At 51.9% G+C, this 20,598-nt stretch carries 14 protein-coding genes; 8 read left to right on the forward strand and 6 right to left on the reverse strand.

Going from position 1 to position 20,598, the window contains the following annotated elements; translation table 11 throughout:
* Nucleotides 1-78: 78 nt before the first annotated feature.
* On the forward strand, nucleotides 79-2,118 hold the full coding sequence (gene recG / locus HMPREF2675_RS05940; protein ID WP_070461511.1) for an ATP-dependent DNA helicase RecG: 2,040 nt from the start codon (nucleotides 79-81) through the stop codon (nucleotides 2,116-2,118).
* A gap of 68 nt (nucleotides 2,119-2,186) precedes the next feature.
* Here recG and gdhA read toward each other — a convergent pair whose 3' ends face one another.
* Entirely contained in the window at nucleotides 2,187-3,521 is a 1,335-nt protein-coding gene (gene gdhA / locus HMPREF2675_RS05945; protein WP_003745850.1) for an NADP-specific glutamate dehydrogenase, read from the reverse strand.
* Between the two features lie 414 nt (nucleotides 3,522-3,935).
* Here gdhA and HMPREF2675_RS05950 point away from each other — a divergent pair, with 414 nt between their 5' ends.
* Entirely contained in the window at nucleotides 3,936-4,730 is a 795-nt protein-coding gene (locus HMPREF2675_RS05950) for a thymidylate synthase (RefSeq protein WP_070591013.1), read from the forward strand.
* A gap of 59 nt (nucleotides 4,731-4,789) precedes the next feature.
* On the opposite strand, the gene HMPREF2675_RS05955 is transcribed toward HMPREF2675_RS05950, so the two are convergent.
* The gene (locus HMPREF2675_RS05955; protein ID WP_070814386.1) at nucleotides 4,790-6,229 is read right to left on the reverse strand and encodes a transferrin-binding protein-like solute binding protein; all 1,440 of its coding nucleotides are present in this window, start codon (nucleotides 6,227-6,229) and stop codon (nucleotides 4,790-4,792) included.
* Between the two features lie 361 nt (nucleotides 6,230-6,590).
* Between HMPREF2675_RS05955 and smc the strand changes: the two genes are divergently transcribed.
* Nucleotides 6,591-10,076 (forward strand): chromosome segregation protein SMC, encoded by a 3,486-nt coding sequence (smc, locus tag HMPREF2675_RS05960; protein WP_070814387.1) that lies wholly within the window; start codon nucleotides 6,591-6,593, stop codon nucleotides 10,074-10,076.
* Nucleotides 10,077-10,174: 98 nt separating this feature from the next.
* Here smc and HMPREF2675_RS05965 read toward each other — a convergent pair whose 3' ends face one another.
* From HMPREF2675_RS05965 to pmbA, 3 genes are all read right to left on the reverse strand, one after another.
* Complete coding sequence (locus HMPREF2675_RS05965) at nucleotides 10,175-10,684, reverse strand: cold-shock protein (protein ID WP_070814388.1); 510 nt, start codon at nucleotides 10,682-10,684, stop codon at nucleotides 10,175-10,177.
* Nucleotides 10,685-10,837: 153 nt separating this feature from the next.
* Entirely contained in the window at nucleotides 10,838-12,007 is a 1,170-nt protein-coding gene (locus tag HMPREF2675_RS05970) for a glycosyltransferase (RefSeq protein ID WP_070814389.1), read from the reverse strand.
* 87 nt (nucleotides 12,008-12,094) lie between these two features.
* A complete protein-coding gene (gene pmbA / locus HMPREF2675_RS05975) occupies nucleotides 12,095-13,426 on the reverse strand; it encodes a metalloprotease PmbA (RefSeq protein WP_070814390.1) in 1,332 nt (443 codons plus the stop codon).
* Between the two features lie 124 nt (nucleotides 13,427-13,550).
* Here pmbA and yjgA point away from each other — a divergent pair, with 124 nt between their 5' ends.
* The 4 genes from yjgA to HMPREF2675_RS05995 all read left to right on the forward strand — a co-directional run bounded on the left by yjgA (nucleotide 13,551) and on the right by HMPREF2675_RS05995 (nucleotide 17,622).
* Nucleotides 13,551-14,084 (forward strand): ribosome biogenesis factor YjgA, encoded by a 534-nt coding sequence (gene yjgA, locus HMPREF2675_RS05980; protein ID WP_070645101.1) that lies wholly within the window; start codon nucleotides 13,551-13,553, stop codon nucleotides 14,082-14,084.
* 71 nt (nucleotides 14,085-14,155) lie between these two features.
* Nucleotides 14,156-14,866 (forward strand): hypothetical protein, encoded by a 711-nt coding sequence (locus HMPREF2675_RS05985; protein WP_070814391.1) that lies wholly within the window; start codon nucleotides 14,156-14,158, stop codon nucleotides 14,864-14,866.
* Nucleotides 14,867-14,968: 102 nt separating this feature from the next.
* Entirely contained in the window at nucleotides 14,969-16,669 is a 1,701-nt protein-coding gene (recJ, locus tag HMPREF2675_RS05990; RefSeq protein WP_070814392.1) for a single-stranded-DNA-specific exonuclease RecJ, read from the forward strand.
* A 17-nt stretch (nucleotides 16,670-16,686) separates the two neighbouring features.
* The gene (locus HMPREF2675_RS05995; RefSeq protein WP_070814393.1) at nucleotides 16,687-17,622 is read left to right on the forward strand and encodes a DMT family transporter; all 936 of its coding nucleotides are present in this window, start codon (nucleotides 16,687-16,689) and stop codon (nucleotides 17,620-17,622) included.
* 94 nt (nucleotides 17,623-17,716) lie between these two features.
* Here the strand turns inward: HMPREF2675_RS05995 and HMPREF2675_RS06000 are convergent, their stop codons facing one another.
* Nucleotides 17,717-19,198, reverse strand: coding sequence for an aldehyde dehydrogenase family protein (locus tag HMPREF2675_RS06000; protein WP_004519426.1), 1,482 nt, complete (start codon nucleotides 19,196-19,198; stop codon nucleotides 17,717-17,719).
* A 340-nt stretch (nucleotides 19,199-19,538) separates the two neighbouring features.
* Here HMPREF2675_RS06000 and adhP point away from each other — a divergent pair, with 340 nt between their 5' ends.
* Nucleotides 19,539-20,582: an alcohol dehydrogenase AdhP gene (adhP, locus tag HMPREF2675_RS06005; RefSeq protein WP_083323887.1), complete on the forward strand. Its 1,044-nt coding sequence runs from the start codon at nucleotides 19,539-19,541 to the stop codon at nucleotides 20,580-20,582.
* The last annotated feature ends 16 nt before the right edge of the window (nucleotides 20,583-20,598 follow it).

Raw genomic sequence — 20,598 nt, forward strand, 5'->3', positions numbered from 1 at the left:
CGTCTGAAACATTGCGTTCAGACGGCCTTTTTGTTTTCGGATAAAATACAGCAAACTTTAAATCAGCTGCCTTTTAAGATGACGCCCGAAACCCAAAAACAGCTCAAAATTACCGATGTTTCCGCTAAGAAGCTCGAGAAACTCAACCTCCATACCGCATGGGATTTGGTGTTGCACCTGCCGTTGCGTTATGAGGATGAGACGCACATCATGCCGATTAAGGATGCACCAATCGGCGTGCCGTGTCAGGTTGAGGGCGAAGTCATTCATCAGGAAGTGACATTTAAGCCGCGCAAGCAGCTGATTGTCCAAATCGCCGACGGTTCCGGCAGCGTCCTTTTTCTGCGCTTTATCCACTTTTATGCCAGCAACCAGAAACAGATGGCGGTCGGCAAGCGCATCCGCGCCGTGGGCGAAATCAAGCACGGGTTTCACGGCGACGAGATGATTCATCCTAAAATCCGCGATGCCGAGAGCAGCGGTTTGGCAGAAAGCCTTACGCCGATTTATCCGACCGTAAACGGTTTAAATCAACCCACTTTGCGCCGTATTATTCAGACGGCCTTGGACGTTACGCCGTTGCACGACACCTTGCCTGATGCTTTATTAGGCCGTCTGAAATTGCCGCACCTTGCCGAAAGCCTGCGCCTTTTGCATTCGCCGCCGCCAAGCTTCACCATTCATCAACTTTCAGACGGCACGCTGCCTGCATGGCAACGGCTCAAATTTGACGAACTTTTGGCGCAACAGCTTTCTATGCGCTTGGCACGGCAGAAGCGCGTCAGCGGCTCGGCCACGGCATTGGGTGGCGACGGCACATTGACTCAAGCCCTGCGCCACGCTTTGCCGTTTGCCCTGACTGATGCGCAAGAAAGAGTTGTTTCCGAAATCTGCCACGATATGGCGCAAACCCACCCCATGCACCGCCTGCTGCAAGGCGATGTTGGCAGCGGCAAAACCATTGTGGCCGCCTTGTCTGCTTTGACTGCTATCGAATCCGGTGCGCAGGTGGCTGTAATGGCGCCGACCGAAATCCTTGCCGAACAGCACTTCATCAAGTTCAAACAATGGCTTGAGCCTTTAGGGCTTGAAGTCGTTTGGCTTTCCGGTAGCCAGCGCAAAAAAGCCAAAGACGAAGCCAAAGCCAAACTGGCTGACGGCACTGTCAAAATTGCCATCGGCACGCACGCCCTGTTTTCAGACGACGTCGAGTTTCAAAATCTCGGCTTGGTGATTGTGGACGAACAACACCGCTTCGGCGTCGCCCAACGCCTCGCCCTCAAAAACAAAGGGCGCGACGTCCACCAGCTGATGATGTCTGCCACCCCCATCCCGCGCACGCTTGCTATGAGTTTCTTCGCCGACTTAGACGTGTCCGTTATCGACGAATTGCCGCCCGGGCGTACCCCGATTAAAACCCGTCTCGTCAACAACGTCCGCCGCGCCGAAGTCGAAGGCTTCGTTCTCAACATCTGCCGCAAAGGGCAGCAGGCATACTGGGTCTGTCCGCTGATTGAAGAAAGCGAAACTCTGCAACTGCAAACCGCCACCGAAACCCTCGAGCAGCTTCAGGCAGCCTTGCCCGAACTCAACATCGGCTTGGTACACGGGCGCATGAAGGCCGCCGAAAAAGCTGAAGTCATGGCGGAGTTTGCCGCAGGCCGTCTGAACGTATTGGTCGCCACTACCGTCATCGAAGTCGGCGTAGATGTGCCCAACGCCGCCCTGATGGTCATCGAACACGCCGAGCGCATGGGCTTGGCGCAGCTGCACCAATTACGCGGTCGGGTAGGGCGCGGCGCGGCAGAAAGCGTGTGCGTCCTCCTGTTTGCTGAACCCTTGAGCGAACTCGCCAAAGCGCGGTTGAAAGTCATCTACGAACACACCGACGGCTTTGAAATCGCCCGCCAAGACCTCAACATCCGCGGCCCCGGCGAATTTCTCGGCGCGCGTCAAAGCGGCGTTCCCATGCTGCGTTTTGCCAATCTTGAAGAAGACTTACACCTTTTAGAACAAGCGCGCGAAATTGCCCCTTTGCTGATTGAACAAAACCCTGAAATCGTCGAAGCACATCTGGCAAGATGGCTTTCCAGCAGGGAAGGTTATTTGGGCGTATAAAATTTTCATGAAAAGAAAAAGGCCGTCTGAAATATTTCAGACGGCCTTTGATTTGGCTGGATAGGGGTTTAGAAACCTTGCGCCAACATGGCATCAGCAACTTTGACGAAACCGGCAATGTTCGCACCATTGACATAGTTCACTTTGTCGCCGACTTTGCCGTATTTCAGGCAGGATTCGTGGATGTTGTGCATGATGTCGAACAGGCGTTGGTCGACTTCTTCACGTGTCCAAGACAGGCGGATGGCGTTTTGACTCATTTCCAAACCTGAAGTTGCTACGCCGCCGGCGTTAGATGCTTTGCCCGGAGCGTAGAGGATGCCGGCTTTGATAAATTGTTCGACCGCACCCAAAGTTGACGGCATGTTCGCACCTTCGGCAACCACATAGCAACCGTTTGCCAGCAGGATTTTGGCGGCATCTGCGTCCAATTCGTTTTGGGTGGCGCAAGGCAGGGCGACTTCGGCTGCGATGTTCCACGGTTTTTGGTTTTCAAAGTATTGCAGGCCTTGTTCTTTGGCGTAAGTGGCCACACGTTCGCGGCGTACTTCTTTCAGCTCGATCAAAGCGGCAAGTTGCGCTTCGGTCATACCGCTGTCAGGGAAGAGGACAAAGCCGTTGGAGTCGGAAACGGTCAATACTTTTGCACCCAGTTGGATGGCTTTTTCGGCTGCATATTGTGCCACGTTGCCGGAGCCGGAAATCAACACGCGTTTGCCTTCGATGCTGTCGTTGCGGGTTTCCAACATGGCTTGGGCAAAATACACGCAGCCGTAGCCGGTGGCTTCAGGGCGAATCAGGCTGCCGCCCCATTCGAGGCCTTTGCCGGTCAGGACGGAAGCAAATTCGTTGCGGATTTTTTTGTATTGGCCGAACAGATAGCCGATTTCGCGGCCGCCTACGCCGATATCGCCGGCAGGAACGTCGGTGTCGGCGCCGATGTGGCGGTAGAGTTCAGTCATAAAGGCTTGGCAGAAGCGCATTACTTCGGCATCGGATTTGCCTTTAGGATCGAAGTCGGAACCGCCTTTGCCGCCGCCCATAGGCAGGGTGGTCAACGCATTTTTGAAGACTTGTTCAAAAGCGAGGAATTTCAACACGCCCAAGTCGACGGTAGGGTGGAAACGTAAACCGCCTTTGTAAGGGCCGATGGCGGAGCTCATTTGAATGCGGTAGCCGCGGTTGACTTGAACTTGGCCTTTGTCGTCCATCCAAGTGACGCGGAACATAATCACGCGCTCCGGTTCAACAATACGCTCAAGCAGGCTTTGTTGGGTGTATTTCGGGTTTTTCGCCAAAAACGGATCCAAACTCATGAACACTTCTTCAACAGCTTGATGGAAGGGTTCTTGGTTGGGGTTGCGTTGTTTGAGATTGGTAAACAGGGTGTTCAGGTCGGTCATTTTTCTACTCCTATTGAGTGAGATATTTCAATATTTATGTTTTGAAATATAGCTGTAAAAATTTTACTTGCCAAGAAAAATTTTGCCTAGATTGTTGACATTATTTTTTTACCAATTTGTAAAAATGGAATTATATTTCAAATTTAATCAAAAATATTTAAAAATATTTTATTAAATATATTTTAATAAAAATAAAATGCTGAGTAATTAAACTAGAAAATGTTGAAAATTTTTTTGTAAAAATTTAATTCAGCTCAAAAAATTGTGTAAATTAGCGCTGAATTGTCAACATTGTTAATGAGTGTACTACGCGAATATGGGGAAGGTTGCCCCATTGAAGACAGAGAGGCAGGCCGTCTGAAAATTCGGTACAATACACAAGAAATTCCCACAACACATACATTAAGGAAACCCATGAAAGCCTATCACGACCTTATGCGCCATGTCCTCGACAATGGCATCGACAAATCCGACCGTACCGGTACCGGCACGCGTTCTGTATTCGGTTACCAAATGCGTTTTGATTTGAGTGAAGGCTTTCCGCTGTTGACCACCAAAAAATTGCATCTGCGCTCGATTATTCATGAGCTGCTTTGGTTTCTCAAAGGCGATACCAACATCAAATACCTAAAAGACAACAATGTTTCCATTTGGGACGAATGGGCGGACGAAAACGGCGATTTGGGTCCGGTTTACGGCTACCAATGGCGCAGCTGGCCCGCACCCGACGGCCGCCATATCGACCAAATTGCCAATGTGGTGGAACAAATCAAAAAAAATCCCGACTCGCGCCGCCTGATTGTATCGGCATGGAATCCGGCATTGGTCGACGAAATGGCCTTGCCGCCTTGCCACGCGCTGTTTCAGTTTTACGTTGCCAACGGCAAACTGTCCTGCCAGCTTTACCAACGCAGCGCCGATATTTTCCTTGGCGTGCCGTTCAATATCGCCAGCTACGCATTGTTGACCATGATGATGGCGCAAGTATGCGGCTTGGAAGCAGGTGAATTTATCCATACGTTTGGCGACGCGCATTTGTACAGCAACCATATCGAGCAGGCCCAACTGCAATTAAGCCGCGATTTCCGAAACCTGCCGACCATGAAAATCAACCCTGAAGTCAAAGACTTGTTTGCCTTCAAATTTGAAGACTTCGAATTGGAAGGTTATGATCCGCATCCGCACATCAAAGCCGCCGTATCGGTGTAATCCAAGCTAAAAAACAAAAGGCCGTCTGAAAGTTCAGACGGCCTTTTGTTTAGGCAGGTTTATTGACGTTTCGCGCCATAGCCACCGATTAAGTGTTCGGTCGCATCTTTGTTTTTCAAGCCGTAAGTGCCGCCAATTTCTGCAGCATTGGGCCCGTAGAATTTGCCGTTCAGATTGCCGCTTAACTTGTCATCAGCCGTGCTGACTTTACCGGAGAAGAGGTTGCCGTCTTTCCAGCTTGCCGTACCTTTGAAATCGTAGTTTTTATCTGCTTTGGATACGCGTTTACCATTTTCCAAAGTATGGAAGTGTGAGTTTGATGTTTCAAAACGGACACCTTTGAGGCCGAAATCAACGATAGCTATGACATTGGAAGTCAACTGACGATTGTTCTTGTCGGTAACCACATAGGCAGTGGAAATACCTTTGTAGGTGGCTGTACCTTTAGCAGGCAGGGTAGTGAAGACAGTTTCATCGCCCAGGCTTTGGTAGCCTTGGTATACATGTCCTTTAGGGTCGGTGTAATGCGCGAAGGTTTGATATGTCCAGCCGGCCGCAGAAGGATCATGCAACACAATTTTGGTGCCGTCATCAAAATTGATGACATAGACACCGTCGAATTGTTTGTCGAAAACTAAGCCATCTTGGTCTGGACGGAAATAGGCTAGATTCTTGCTGGCTTTTTCATTAATTTCTGCTAGTTTAGCCCGAACTTCAAGATTTGTAGCGTATAAAGTATTTAATTCTTCAATCTTTGCTTTGATCTCAGTTACTTTTTTATTGTTAACTGGACCGGCTTCTGGATTTTCTTCTTTTTCAAGTTTTTCTTGTTCAGCTTTTAACTTTTTAGAAATTTCAACAATACTGTCATCCAAAGTTGATTTGCCGTATGCGAATTCAGTATTTTTCTCTTTACCTTGTTGTTCGCTGACATCAGTTTGAGTATTGCCTTTCGAATATACTTTGGCAATAACAGAAGCGGAACTTGTCCATGTAGGTTGGGTTGCGTTGCCATCAGTGGTCTTGTTAAATAACACAACGCCGTCCATTTTGACTTCATCATTGTTGTTAAAGTCAATAGAACTGATCAGGCCATTTTGGTTGCGGTCTTGATTGTCTGTTTGGAACATTTTGCCTGCGGCATCTTTGCGGATTTGTACGTTGGGGTTGGATTGCTGTGCACCTTTGGAGGAGATGAAATGTGTGTGCAAAGGCTGGCTAACGTTGGCCGGCTCGATTGGAGCTTCATCGGTCAGTTTGGCGAGGTTGTCGGCATTGTTGGTGAGCGTAGTAGAGGGCGCTTTCGGAGTGTTGGCATTGCTGTTATTGTTGGCAGGATTGCCATTATTGCCAGCAGTGTTGCCGGTATTATTGGTAGGAGTCGCGCCGGTGCTTAAAGCAGATGAACCGCCGCCTCCGCCACCACCGCATGCGGACAAGATGGCTGCGCTGATGGCTGTAAAAACGATGGTTTTAAGTTTGGTTTGGATGTTTGACATGAGATTCCCTGTATCGTTATTCGCTTGATGAAAAGGTCGGAGATATCGTTTATCTGATTTTTAAACCTTTAAAGCCCGATAATAACCATAAATCATAAAAAAATAAACAGATTGTTTGCATTTCTGTACAAAAATTAATCAAAGGGCAGGTGGTTGGGCAGGTGTTTTTTTAGTTAATTGTTTTATATGAATTTCTTTTAAATAGTTTAGTGAGTTCAATACTAGTCTGTTTCTTTTTAACAAACTTTTCAGACGGCCTTTTGAAGATAAAAAAGCAGTCGGACTTTATGGATGCTTTTCTCTCAACGGATCAGCGTATTTCCGTTAAAATACGCCTTCTTTTCAGATTCGAAACATTGCCATGCGCCTTACCCACATTAAACTCTCCGGCTTCAAATCTTTTACCGACCCGACCACGATTCATGTTCCGGGGCAGCTTGTTGCGGTTATCGGGCCGAACGGCTGCGGCAAGTCAAATGTAATTGATGCGGTGCGCTGGGTGTTGGGCGAGGCTTCGGCGAAGCAGCTTCGCGGCGAAAGTATGCAGGACGTGATTTTTAACGGTGCGGCAACGCGCCGTCCTGCGCCGAGGGCTTCGGTGGAGCTGGTGTTTGACAACAGCGACCACAGTTTGCAGGGTGCGTGGGGGCAGTATGCCGAGGTGAGCATCAAGCGGCAGCTGACGCGGCAGGGCGAATCGACTTATTTCATCAACAATCAGACCGTGCGCCGCCGCGACATTACCGATTTGTTTCTGGGTACGGGCGTGGGCGCGCGCGGTTATGCCGTTATCGAGCAGGGGATGATTTCGCGCATCATCGAAGCGCGGCCGGAGGAGTTGCGCGCCTATATCGAGGAGGCGGCGGGCGTGTCCAAATATAAGGAACGCCGCAAGGAGACGGAAGGCCGTCTGAAAGACACGCGCGAACATTTGCAGCGTTTGGGCGATTTGCAGAACGAATTGGCGCGTCAGGTGGAAAAGCTGGAGAAACAGGCGGAAACTGCCGAACGCTACAAATCCCTGACCGCGCAGTTGAATCAACAACAGGATTTGCTCGATTACGCCCAATGGCAGCAATCGCTTGCCGCCGCCGACAAGGCGACCGCGCAGCATCAGTCTTTGCAGGCGCAGCAGGACGAAACCGCCGCGCAGGTTCAGGCGTTAAATGACGAAGTACACGCCTTGCAGACTGCAGAGCAGTCGCAGCAGCAGGCAGTACACGAATTGAGCAACAAACGCGGCGTGTTGCGCGAGCAGATTGCCCGTTTGGAAGAACAAATCCGCCATCAGCAAAACCTACACCAACGCATCGAACGCGACAAGCAGGCGGCGCAGGCGCAGTTGCAACGCATCCATCAGGAGCAGCAGCAAATCCGCGTGCAGCTTGAAGAAAACGAGTTGCAGGCCGAAGAAAAGCAAACCGAATTGGCGGAATGGGCGATGCAGGTTGCCGAACACGAAGAGCGTCTGCCTGAATTGGAAGAAGCCCAAGCCACGCTCAACGCCGCCTTCCAAACCCAGCAGGACGAGGCAAACCGCATCCGCCGCGAACTGGCGTTGAAGCAGCAGCAGCTTGCCCATGCCGAACAAATCGTTGCCAAGCACGAAGAGCGCAAAGGTCGTCTGAAACAGGAAAACCAAGCCCTGAACCTGCCCGACGAAGCGGAAACCGCCGCCGCGCAGGAAGCCGCCGCCTTGTTGCAAAGCCAGCAAGAGCATTACGAAGAACAAATCATTGCCGCCGAAGAAGCCTTACACGCCGCCCGCGAAGTGTTTCAGACGGCCTCAAGCCGCTTCCAAAGCCTGAAGCAGCAACACATCACCTTGCAGGCGCAGCAGCAGGCGTTGTCGCAAATCCTGTCGCAACAGCAGGAAGCCGCCGACTTCTGGCAGGCAACCGACCACGCCGCCGCGCCGCAGCTGTGGCAACACATCACCGCCCCTGCCGAGTGGCAGCACGCCTTGTCCGTCATCCTTGCCGAACGTCTGCACGCCCGCGCCGTGCCTTCTGGCTTCGTTCCGCCCGAACCTTTGCCCCAAGGGCAGGCGGCATGGCTTTCAGACGGCCTCTCAGGCGGCATCAAAAAATCCCTGCCCGTACAGGCATTGTTGAACCAAATCCAAGCGCAGCCGCCGTTTCAGACGGCATTGCACCACTGGCTCGACGGCGTATTGTGCGCGCCCGATTTGAGCTACGCCCTCGCACATCAAAGCGATTTGGGCGCGCATCAAATCTGGCTCACGCCCGAAGGCCATCAGGTCGATAAAGTCAGCGTCCTGCTCTATGCCAAACCCGCGCAGGAAAGTCTGATTGCCCAAAAAGCCCGTCTCGACGGCATCGCGTCCGAACTGGAAAACCTCGCCCCCGAACTCTCCACCGCCGAAGCCGCGTTCAAACAGGCGGAAGCCGCCGTGCGCTCGTCCGAAGTGCAGCATAAAAACCTGATGCAGCAGCAACAGCAGCACACGCGCCAATACAGCCAGGCGCAGCAACGCGCCGCCGAACTCTTGGCGCGCACCAACCAAGGGCAAATCCGCCGCGAACACATCGAGCGCGAACTGGCGCAGTTGGTAGAAGAGCAGACTGTGTTGCAACACACGTCCGACGGGCTTTCAGACGACATCGTTACTTTGCAGGAAGCCGCCGCCGAACTCGAACACCAACAGCAAACCACCGCGCACAGCCGCCAAGAGCAGCAAGGCCGTCTGAAACAGGCGCAGCTTGCCCTGCTGGAAGCCAACCGCCAATACGGGCTGGCGGAAGTCGCCGTCCACAAGCTCAACCAGCAAAAACAAAACTACCAACAGCAAATCGCCCGGCTCGAACAGCAAACCCTGGACTGGCAGGAACGCCAGCAAGAGCTTGCCCTCGCCTATGAAACCGAGTTCCAAAACGACGAGCAGCACATAAAACTCGACGAGCTGACCGAAGCCGTACAAAATTTGGATGAAGAGTACATCGCCGTGCAGGAAAAACTCGCGCAGATTCAGGAGCAGGGCAGGGAACAATACGCCCGCGTACAAGCCCTGCAAACCAAGCTGCCGCAGCTTCAGGCAGCCACCCAAACCGCCCTGTTGCAGCAGCAGGAAGCCCTGATTAACGCCAAACGCTACCATCAAAACCTGACCGAACGCGCCGCCGATTTGGACGCGCTCGAAGCGTTGGCGAAAGAATCGCCGAAAGTATTGAACAGCAGCATCGGCAGCCTCACCCAGCAAATCGAAGCCCTCGGCGCCGTCAACCTCGCCGCCCTGCAAGAACTCGAAGAAGCGCGCGAACGCGACGGCTACTACCGCAGCCAGAGCGAAGACGTGCAGGCCGCCATCACCCTTTTGGAAGAAGCCATCGCCCAAATCGACGACAAAACCAAAGAGCGTTTCAAAGAAACCTTCGATGCCGTCAACGGCAAAGTCCAAACCTTCTTCCCGACCCTCTTCGGCGGCGGCGAAGCCACCCTCAAAATGATAGGCGACGACCTCCTGACCGCCGGCGTGTCCATCATGGCGCGCCCGCCCGGCAAGAAAAACAGCACCATCCACCTCCTCTCCGGCGGCGAAAAAGCCCTCACCGCGATGAGCCTCGTGTTCGCCCTGTTCAGCCTCAACCCCGCCCCTTTCTGCCTTCTGGACGAAGTCGACGCCCCGCTGGACGACGCCAATACCTCGCGTTTCTGCAACCTAGTCAAAGAAATGTCGGCGCAAACCCAGTTCCTCTACATCTCCCACAACCGCCTGACCATGGAAATGGCGGAGCAGCTGGTCGGCGTAACCATGCAGGAAAAAGGCGTATCGCGCGTCGTTGCCGTAGACATTAAACAGGCGTTGGAAATGGCTGAACCGAATTGAGGTAAGAATGAAGGCAAAGGCCGTCTGAAAGAATGAGGAAGAAATCTATGATTTCATCTTCCCATTTTTTCAGACGGCTTTTTTTATTGGATAAAGCGTTATTGTTTTGACGTATTATCTTGGGCGCGTTGAGGTTGCTTTGTGCGTTGGTTGCTGCGGTTGACGGCATCGCGCCATGCTTTGCGTTCGGCTTCGATTTTGGCGGCTACTTCGTGAACCATGGTTTCTTGTTTTTTGACGGCAGGTTCTTTTGGTGTGTTGTCGGAAAAGTGGAGGCCGTACCACAAGGCGGCGAAAATGCTGCAGACGAAGATAACGGCAATCAGGCCGACGATGGCTTGTTTGCCGGCGAGGGGTTTTTCGGGGGGAGGGACGAGGACATCAAAGCAGTCGGCGCAATCGAGTGCGAAGCAGACGTTTTCGGCTTCTTTGCGGCCGCGTCGGCCTTCTGTGATGTTGAAGGAGATGTGTTGCCCTTCGGCCGGAAGGCGGTTAAGGGTAGTGAATGCGGCAAGGGCAAGAAAGATTTCTTGGCCTGTGTCTTCTATGGTAGCGGCGCCGAAGCCGCGCTTGCTGTTCCAGCGAGTAATCGTTCCGTAATAGCGCATAATATATGTGGGATATTATTGTAGGTAACAATTTTTCCTTTGACTGATTTTAAATCAAAAAGTTTAGTTATTGTCTTAATTTTACACTAGATTTGTCTTGTTGGAAGCAGGCAGGCCGTCTGAAGGATTTCAGACGGCCTGTATGGTTTATGCCTACTTATTAAGCACTTTTTGGAAGGTGTCGATCAGGTGTTGTGCAATGGCACGGCTGCTGAATTGTTGCAGGCAATTTTGGCGCAAACGGACGGGATCGTAGTGTGCATGGTTTTCGTATAGGGTGAGCAATGCTTTGGTCAGTTCCGGTATGTTTTCGATTGGCACCAGCAGGCCGTTGTCGGAAGTAACGATGGATTGGGGGCCGCCGCAACGTGTGGCGATAACGGGCAAACCTTGCGACAGTGCTTCGATATAGACGACACCGAAGGTCTCGGTACGGCTGGCGAGGACGAATGCGTTGCTGTGGCGCATGAGGTCTAGGGTTTGGTCGGTGGTCAATGCGCCGGTAAAGGTAACGGCGTGGTTGATGCCCAAGTCGCTTGCCAGTTGTTTTAGACGGCCTTCTTCTGCGCCGCCGCCGCCGATTTTGAGTTTGAGCTGCGGATAGGTTTTGAGTGCTTCGGCAAAAGCAGGCAGGAGCAGGTCGTGGCCTTTGAGGTGGCGCAGGTGGGAGACGCTGCAGAAGGTGAAGTCTTGATGGTTTTTTTCGGGGAACTCGAAATCCTGTTCAAAATTGCCGCCCAGCATATTGGGCAGGTATTGCCAGTCTGTACCGGCGTAGGTTTTTTCGAGAATGCGGCAGAAATCACGGCTGACGGCGAACCGGGCCGCGCTGTGGCGCACGGCTTCGTGCATGGACGGCCATTGGTTTTTGCGGACAAGGCCGCGTGAAATGGCGCTGCTGTGTTCGGTAATCACATAGGGAATGCCGTATTTTTTGAAGATGGCGCAGGCCAAAATGGCGGCATAGTTGACGCAATGGGCGTGAATTACGTCGGGTTTGCCGTTGTCGGCGATATAGGCTTCAAAGGCTTTCATGCCTGCATTAACCCAGCGGATGCGGTCGATGTCGACAACAGGGCAGCGCGGGAAGAAATACATGCTGTCGTAGGCGTAAGTGTTGAGTCCGCCTTGCTGATGGCGGCGCAGGCCGTAGAAGCGTGAGAATATGGTTTTCGGCTGGCTTCTCAAGTAGCGGAACATGGGCACGACCATGCCGATTTTCATGCCTTCGCGTTGCAGGGCTTGGGCTTGGAGGCGGAAAAAGATTCCGTCCACGTCGGTTTCGGAAGAGGGGTACCAAGAGGGGATGACGACAATATGCATGATGTGTTTTTTATAGAAGTAGATAACGGCGAGGCCGTCTGAAAAGAAAAGATATCTTTCAGACGGCCTTTTGTATATTTAGTTCAATCAGTTGCCGGCAACCGTCATTTTGGAAACCAAGACGGAGCCGATTTGGTTGGACGAACGGCGTAATGCGTCGTCTGCCACGCCAATGATGTCGCGGTACATATCCTGCAAACGTCCGGCAATGGTGATTTCCTGAACCGGATAGGCAATGACGCCGTTTTCCACCCAAAATCCGGCCGCGCCGCGCGAGTAGTCGCCAGTAATGGTGTTGACGCCTTGTCCCATCAATTCGGTAACCAGCAAACCTGTCCCCATTTCTTTCAACAGGTCGGCCTGCGTGGCGTGGGTGTGGTTCAGATACAGATTGTGCGCGCCGCCGGCGTTGCCCGTTGTCTTCATGCCGAGTTTTTTCGCGCTGTAACTGCTGAGGAAATAGCCTTCGACTATGCCGTCTTTCACCACAAAACGCGGCTGCGTGGCCACGCCTTCGGCATCGAAATAAGTGCTGCGGAACGAGCGCAGGATATGCGGTTCTTCACGAAGGCTGAGAAACTCGGGCAGCACCTGTTTGCCGATGCTGTCAATCAGGAAGCTGCTTTGACGGTAGAGCGCGCCACCGCTGAGTGCGCCGATAAGGTGGCCGATTAAGCCGACTGCGACGGTGGTGTCAAACAGTACGGGATAGCTGCCGGTCGGTACGCTGCGGCTGTTCAGACGGCGTAAAGTCCGTTCGGCTGCGGTTTTACCGATGAGTTCGGGTGCGTCCATGTCTTCGTGACGACAGGAAGAATCATACCAATAGTCGCGCTGCATGCCGTGTTCGTCGCTGGCGACCACGCTGCAAGAAATGCTGTGGTGCGTGCTTTGCTGGTGTGCGGCAAAGCCGTGGGTGTTGCCGTAGACGTATTGGTAATGACCGGTATGAACCGATGCGCCTTCGGAATTTTCAATGCGGTTGTCCGTTGACAGCGCGGCCTGTTCGCATTGCTTGGCTAAATCGATGGCGGATTCGGTGCTCAAATCCCATTCATGGTAGCGGTCGAGGTCGCCGATATGGGTTGCCATCAAGGCAGCATCGGCAAGGCCGGCGCAATCGTCTTCGGCGGTATAGCGCGCAATATCGATGGCGGCCTTGACTGTATCTTGCAGGGCGCGTTCGGAGAAGTCGGCAGTGCTGGCGCGGCCTTTGCGTTGGCCGACATAGACCGTAATGTCTAAAGATTTGTCTTGTTGGAACTCGATTTGTTCGATTTCGCCCAAGCGCACGCTGACGCTTTGGCCGAGCGACTCGCTGAAATCGGCTTCGGCCGAGGTGGCGCCGGATTGTTTGGCCAAATCCAGCGTGTGTCCGCACAAGCGCAACAGCTCGTCCGGTGTGTGGTTAAACAGCATAAAAAGGTTTCCTGACAGGGTTTTGCGGCATTTTAACCGTTTCAGACGGCCTCTGCAAAAATCGCACGGAAAGGCCGTCTGAAAACTGATAAAATAGGCAGATTCAGAAAATCAGGGAAACACAATGTTTGAACAAGAAGACGAATGGGTCAGCAAAACCCAAATGAAAAAGCAGATGAACGATTTGCAGGCTTTGGGTATGGAATTGACCAAGCTCTCCAGCGATACGCTGAAAAAAATCGGCTTGGACGAAGAGCTGTTCGAGGCCATTGCCACCTATAAAAAAATCACGTCCAACAGCGCACTCAAACGCCAAGCCCAATTTATCGGCCGCCTGATGCGCGATACCGACCCTGCACCCATCGAAGCCTATTTGGCCAAACTGCGCGGCGACAATACGGCGCACAATGCCTTTTTGCAACGCGTCGAGCAGGCGCGTACCCGATTGTTGGCAGACGATGGCGCGATTACCCAATTTATGGCCGATTTTCCGCAAGCTGACGCCGGCAAATTGCGCACCTTGATCCGCAACACTAAAAAAGAGCAAGAACAAAACAAGCCGCCTAAAAACTTCCGCGCGCTGTTCCAAGAAATTAAAGCAGTGATGGAAGCCGGTCAATCCGATGCTTCAGAAGAAGGGCAGGATTGGGAGGAATAAACCTTAAGGCCGTCTGAAAACGGATTGCGGTTTTCAGACGGCCTGTATCGTAATACCGAAGGAGGATGACCATGAAATTTTGCCGCTTTGTACCCGCTTTGTTAATCAGTGCACTAACCATGAATGGTTGTACTGCTTTTCTTTGGGGAGGGAACAACCCGTTCCATAAAACCACAACCGAAAAAACCGTTGCCAAAGACAAGATTCACGCATTTGGCGTGGTTGCCAAAGACAATACGCAATTGGAAACAGGCAGCTTGGTCATGATGGGCAAAAAATATTGGTTTGTCGTTAATCCTAAAGATTCGGCCAAGTTGAAGGCAGTCTTGGATGTTAAATTGGACAAACAGTTTCAAATGGTTCAGCAAAACCCAAGATATGCGTATAAGGCTTTGCCGGTCGAATTGAAATCCCCTGAAGCGCAAACTTTCCGCTCAAAATTCTGCCTGCGTTACGATACTCAAAAAGCCACCGAGATTGCCAAGTTGAAACAGCTGGCATTCAAGCCGGTCGAACTCGATGACAAAACTGTCTACACGCGGTGTATTTCTACCGAAGGTCATTATTATGCAACGCCCAAAAATGTTGCCGAAGACCGCCGTTTTGATACTGCCGTCCCGGTCAGAATATATTATACGGAAACCAAAAAAAGCACTGACGTTCAGAAGTTGACGGAGAATATCCTGCAAACGCCATTTACATTGGCTTTGGACGCAGTCGGCGCAGTGATAGCAATCCCCTATGTCGTAGTCAGTGAAATTATCGATGCTTCACGCAAATAATATCCAAGGCCGTCTGAAAACGGATTGCAGGTTTCAGACGGCCTCCACCTTAAAATAAACGCTTCAAAAAGATTAATCTTCTTTCTTTAAACCCCACACACCATGTCCGTCAAAATCCAAACACGTTCCATTAATCCAACTGTTTTCAATGACTTGCTCACTGCCGGTACCGATCCTTTGATTGCAAGGCTGTGTGCTGCGCGTGATGTGCAAAGTCCGGCCGAGTTGGACGACAAGCTTGCTGCGCTTTTGCCGTATCAAACGCTGACAAACTGCGAAGCCGCCGCCGGCCGTTTGGCAGATGCGGTCGAGCGTCAGGAAAAAATCCTGATTGTCGCCGACTACGATGCCGACGGTGCGACGGCGTGTTCCGTCGGTATGAGCGGTTTGGCGGCGATGGGGGCGAAAGTGGATTTTCTTGTGCCCAACCGCTTTGAACACGGCTACGGCTTAACGCCCGAGCTGGCTGAAATCGCGGCAGAACAAGGCGTGGATTTATTGGTGACGGTGGATAACGGTATCGCCAGCATTGCAGGCGTGGCGCGGGCGCAGGAGTTGGGTTTGGATGTGATTGTGACCGACCACCATCTGCCTGCTGAGACCGTGCCCGACTGCATCATCGTCAATCCGAACCAAAAAGGCTGCGGCTTTCCCAGCAAAAGTCTGGCGGGCGTGGGCGTGATTTTTTATGTGTTGATGGCGTTGCGTGCCGAACTGCGCCGCCGCAATTATTTTTCAGACGGCCTAAAAGAGCCGAATCTGGGCGACCTTTTGGATTTGGTCGCACTCGGTACCGTCGCCGATGTCGTCTCCCTCGACCACAACAACCGTATCCTCGTGTCGCAAGGTTTGAAACGGATGCGTTCGGGCAAAATGCGCCCGGGCATCCGCGCCTTGTTTGAAGTGGCGCGACGGGATTGGCGCAAGGCTCAGCCGTTTGATATGGGCTTTGCGTTGGGACCGCGCATCAATGCGGCCGGACGGCTGGATGATATGTCGGTCGGCATTGCCTGTTTGTTGGCGCGAGATGATGCCGAAGCGCAGGAACTGGCGGCCCAGTTAAACAACCTCAATATCGAACGCCGCGAAATCGAGCAGTCTATGCTGCAAGACGCGCTGAATGATTTTCCCGAAACCCTGCCTCCAGGGCAGACGACTTTGGTGGCGTATCGCGACGACTTCCATCAAGGCGTGGTCGGCATTGTTGCCAGCCGCCTCAAAGACCGTTTTTATCGTCCGACCATCGTGTTTGCGCCTGCCGACAACGGCGAAGTGCGCGGTTCGGGACGCTCCATTCCCAACCTGCACCTGCGCGACGCTTTGGATTTGGTATCCAAACGCCACCCCGATTTGATTTTGAAATTCGGCGGACACGCAATGGCGGCGGGTTTGAGCATACTTGAACACAATATTCCCGCATTTCAGACGGCCTTTGAAGAAGCCGTGTGCGAGATGGTGTGCGAAGACGATTTGTCGCAAACCTATATTACCGACGGCAGCCTGCCTGCCCGCGATATTACGCTGGAACAGGCGCAGAACCTTGCCCGGCACGTTTGGGGGCAGGGCTTCGCGCCGCCGAGTTTTACCGACGAATTTCACGTTGTCCGCCAGCAGCCTCTAGGCGCGGAAGGCAAACATAAAAAAGTCTGGCTGCAAAAAGACGGCTACGAATTTGAAGCCATGTTTTGGCGTTGCAGCGAAGACATTCCCGAATACATCCGCACGGTGTACCGCCCCGTTGCCAACGAATGGCGGAATAATCTCGAATTGCAGCTTTATATCGACTACTGGGAAGCCGCGTAAATAAAGGCCGTCTGAAGATGAAGAAACAAAAAACTTGGCTCGGCTTTTCTTTGGCGCTGCTTGCCACCATGACTTGGGGTTCGCTGCCGGTAGCGGCGCAACAAGCTCTAAAAGCCATCGATGCGCCCACGCTGGTGTGGATACGCTTTTTAGTGGCTTCGCTGGTGTTGTTTGCGTTGTTGGGGCTGACCGGCAAGCTGCCGAGGCCGTCTGAATTTTCCAAGCAAACCTTATTTTTATTGGTACTGGGTATTATCGGCATTTCCGCCAACTTTGTGCTCGTTGCCATGGGTTTGCACTATATTTCGCCGACAACCACGCAGGTGTTATGGCAGCTCTCGCCCTTTACCATGATTTTGGTCGGCGTAGGCGTGTTTAAAGAAGCCTTTATGCGCTGGCAAAAAATCGGCTTGATGCTTTTGCTGACGGGTTTGGTCATGTTTTTCAACGACAAATTCGGCGAACTTCTCAGCTTGGGCAGCTACGCGGTCGGGGTAATCATGGCGGCTTCGGGCAGCATGATTTGGGTGTGCTACGGCGTGGCGCAAAAACTTCTGTCCAAACATTTCAATTCGCAACAAATCCTGCTCATGATTTATTTTTGCAGCAGCTTTGTTTTCCTGCCGTTTGCCGAACCGTCGCAAATCGCCCATATCGGCAATCCGTTTTTATGGGGCTGCTTTATCTATTGCTGCTTAAACACGCTGATCGGCTACGGTTCATTCGGCGAAGCGCTCAACCATTGGGACGCTTCAAAAGTCAGTATTGTTACCACGCTGATACCCGTATTTACCATGATATTTTCCACCATCGGTCATTACCTTGCCCCTGCTTATTTTGCCGCTTCGGATATGAATATCGTCAGCTATGTGGGTGCCATGGTGGTTGTGACAGGAGCCTTGCTGGCTGTGGCCGGAGAGAAAGTGATGGGGCTTTTTTTGAGAAAGATATGAAGCATTTATTGCGAAACAGAATAAAACAAGGCCGTCTGAAACAGGTTTCAGACGGCCTTTTATGTTCTAAATCAGATTAATGTGAATTGCCGAATCAATAGAAGCCTTCGCGTTCTTCACGGGTGCTGATGTAGATATTTTTCACTTGGGTGTAGGCGGCGAGCATCATTTTGTGGGTTTCGCGGCCGATACCTGAAGTTTTGTAGCCGCCAAACGGCGCGCCGGCGGGCAGGCGGTTGTAGCAGTTTACCCAAACACGGCCGGTTTCCAATGCGTTGGAAACGCGCAGGCAGCGGTTGATGTCGGTACTCCACACTGCGCCGCCCAAGCCGTATTCGCTGTCGTTGGCCATTTTGATGACTTCTTCTTCGGTTTTGAATTTAATCACGGTGGCAACCGGGCCGAAGATTTCTTCTTGGGCAACGCGGGCTTCGTTGCTGCTGGCTTCAATCAAAGTAGGCTCGACAAATTCGCCTTTGCCCAATTCGCCTTCGATTTTTTTACCGCCGGTAATGATGCGGCAACCTTCTTGTTCGCCGATTTTGACGTATTTCAAAATGGTCTCGAGTTGGCCGGCATTGACTTGCGAACCCATTTGGGTGTCGTCTTCCCAAGGCAGGCCGACTTTGATTTTTTTGAATTCTTCAGCCAAAGCATTGACGAATTTGTCGTAAATGCCTTCCTGAACGAAGATACGAGAACCGGCGCAGCACACTTGGCCTTGGTTGAACAAAATACCTTTTTGCGCGCCTTCGAGGGCTTTGTCGAAAGGCATATCGTCGAAGAAGATGTTGGCGGATTTGCCGCCCAATTCCAAAGTGGACGGAATCAGCAATTCGGCGGCGGCGATGCCGACACGGCGGCCGACTTCGGTTGAGCCGGTAAAGGCCAGTTTGTTGAAGCCTTTGTGGTGGAGCATGTATTCACCGGATTTGGAACCGCGGCCGGTAATCACGTTCAACACGCCTTTAGGCAGCAAGTGGTTGATTTTTTGAGCGAAGGACAACAGGCTCAATGAAGTGCTGGAAGAAGGGTGGATGACGATGGTACAACCCGCGGCCAATGCCGGAGCGATTTTCCATGCGGCCATCAAGAATGGGAAGTTCCAAGGAATAATTTGGCCGACAACGCCGATCGGTTCGCGCAAAACGATGGACAGGTCTTCGGCATCAAGCTGGGTTGCCGTGCCTTCTTCGCCGCGGATGACGCTGGCGAAATAGCGGAAATGGTCGGAAGCCAATGGCACGTCGGCGGCGCGGGTTTCGCGGATGGGTTTGCCGTTGTCCAAAGTTTCTTGCAGGGCGAACAATTCGGCGTTTTCGTCAATCACATCGGCGATTTTGTTCAAAATGGCCGCGCGTTCGGCAGTCGTGGTTTTACGCCATGTTTTGAATGCTTCTTGGGCAGCGGCCACGGCAGCATCGACATCGGCATCGGTTGCGTCTGTGAACTTGGCCAACTCATCGCCATTGGCAGGGTTGTAAGAGGATAAAAGTTTGCCTTCGCTACCTTTCGTCCATTCGCCGTTGATTAAAAGGCCGTATTCTTTATCAAACACATTTAAATCTTTTGCCATAATGCTGTCTCCTTAATGAATGGGAAGGCGTGTTTCTGCGCCATAAAAACAGCTTATGCTTTTTTCTTTTTAGGTTCAAGTACTAAAAATGAGAATGTTCTCAAAATTTACGTTTGCAATGTTGTTTCATGTAGCAGGCCGTCTGAAAAATAAAGGATTTGATTGAAATGAAAGTGTATTTGTTAATATATTTAAAGATTCAGACGGCCTGAATAGGATTTGTTATGGTATAACATCATAACTTATTGTTTTGAAAAAGATTATGGGTTGACGGTTTCGGACATGGGGAGTATTCTTATTTATAGCTAAACAGTTTTTTCGACACTCTAGGAGACGCTCCATGAAAATGCATGCTGTGGTAGTAAACAAAGATGTAGCAGGTGATGTAGAAGTTGTTGAACGCGAACTGCGTCCGCTGGAATACGGCGAGGCGTTGGTGGAAGTCGAGTATTGCGGCGTGTGCCACACCGACTTGCACGTTGCGGCAGGAGATTACGGCGACAAACCGGGTCGCGTGTTGGGACACGAAGGCATCGGTTTGGTTAAAGAAGTTGCCGACGGTGTGAAAAATCTGAAAGTCGGCGACCGTGTCAGCATCGCATGGCTGTTCCAAAGCTGCGGTTCTTGCGAATACTGCAATACCGGCCGCGAAACCTTGTGCCGCTCTGTATTGAACGCAGGCTATACTGCCGACGGCGGCATGGCGACCCACTGTATCGTGAGTGCCGATTACGCGGTCAAAGTCCCAGAAGGCTTGGATCCTGCGCAAGCTTCGAGCATTACTTGTGCCGGTGTGACCACTTATAAAGCGATTAAAGTTTCCGGCGTCCGTCCGGGCCAATGGATTGCGATTTACGGCGCAGGCGGTTTGGGCAACTTGGCGGTTCAATACGCGAAAAAAGTATTTGGCGCACACGTCGTCGCCATCGACATCAACGATGAAAAACTGGCATTCGCTAAAGAAAGTGGCGCAGATTTAGTCATCAACGCTGCCAAAGAAGATGCCGCCAAAGTGATTCAGGAAAAAACCGGCGGTGCACACGTAGCCGTTGTTACCGCCGTATCCGCCGCCGCATTCAACTCCGCTGTGGACTGCGTCCGCGCGGGCGGTCGCGTCGTCGCCATTGGCCTGCCGCCCGAATCTATGGACCTGTCCATCCCTCGTCTGGTCTTGGACGGCATCGAAGTGGTCGGCTCTCTGGTCGGTACCCGTAAAGATTTGGAAGAAGCATTCCAATTCGGCGCAGAAGGTTTGGTTGTGCCTAAAGTCGAATTGCGTGCTTTGGATGAAGCACCTGCCATCTTCCAAGAAATGCGCGAAGGTAAAATTACCGGTCGTATGGTGATTGATATGAACAAAGAGTGCAGCTGCATTCATCACTAATCAAATGATTCCGTGA

The organism is Neisseria sp. HMSC061H08 (assembly GCF_001836795.1).
Lineage (GTDB): Bacteria > Pseudomonadota > Gammaproteobacteria > Burkholderiales > Neisseriaceae > Neisseria > Neisseria subflava_A.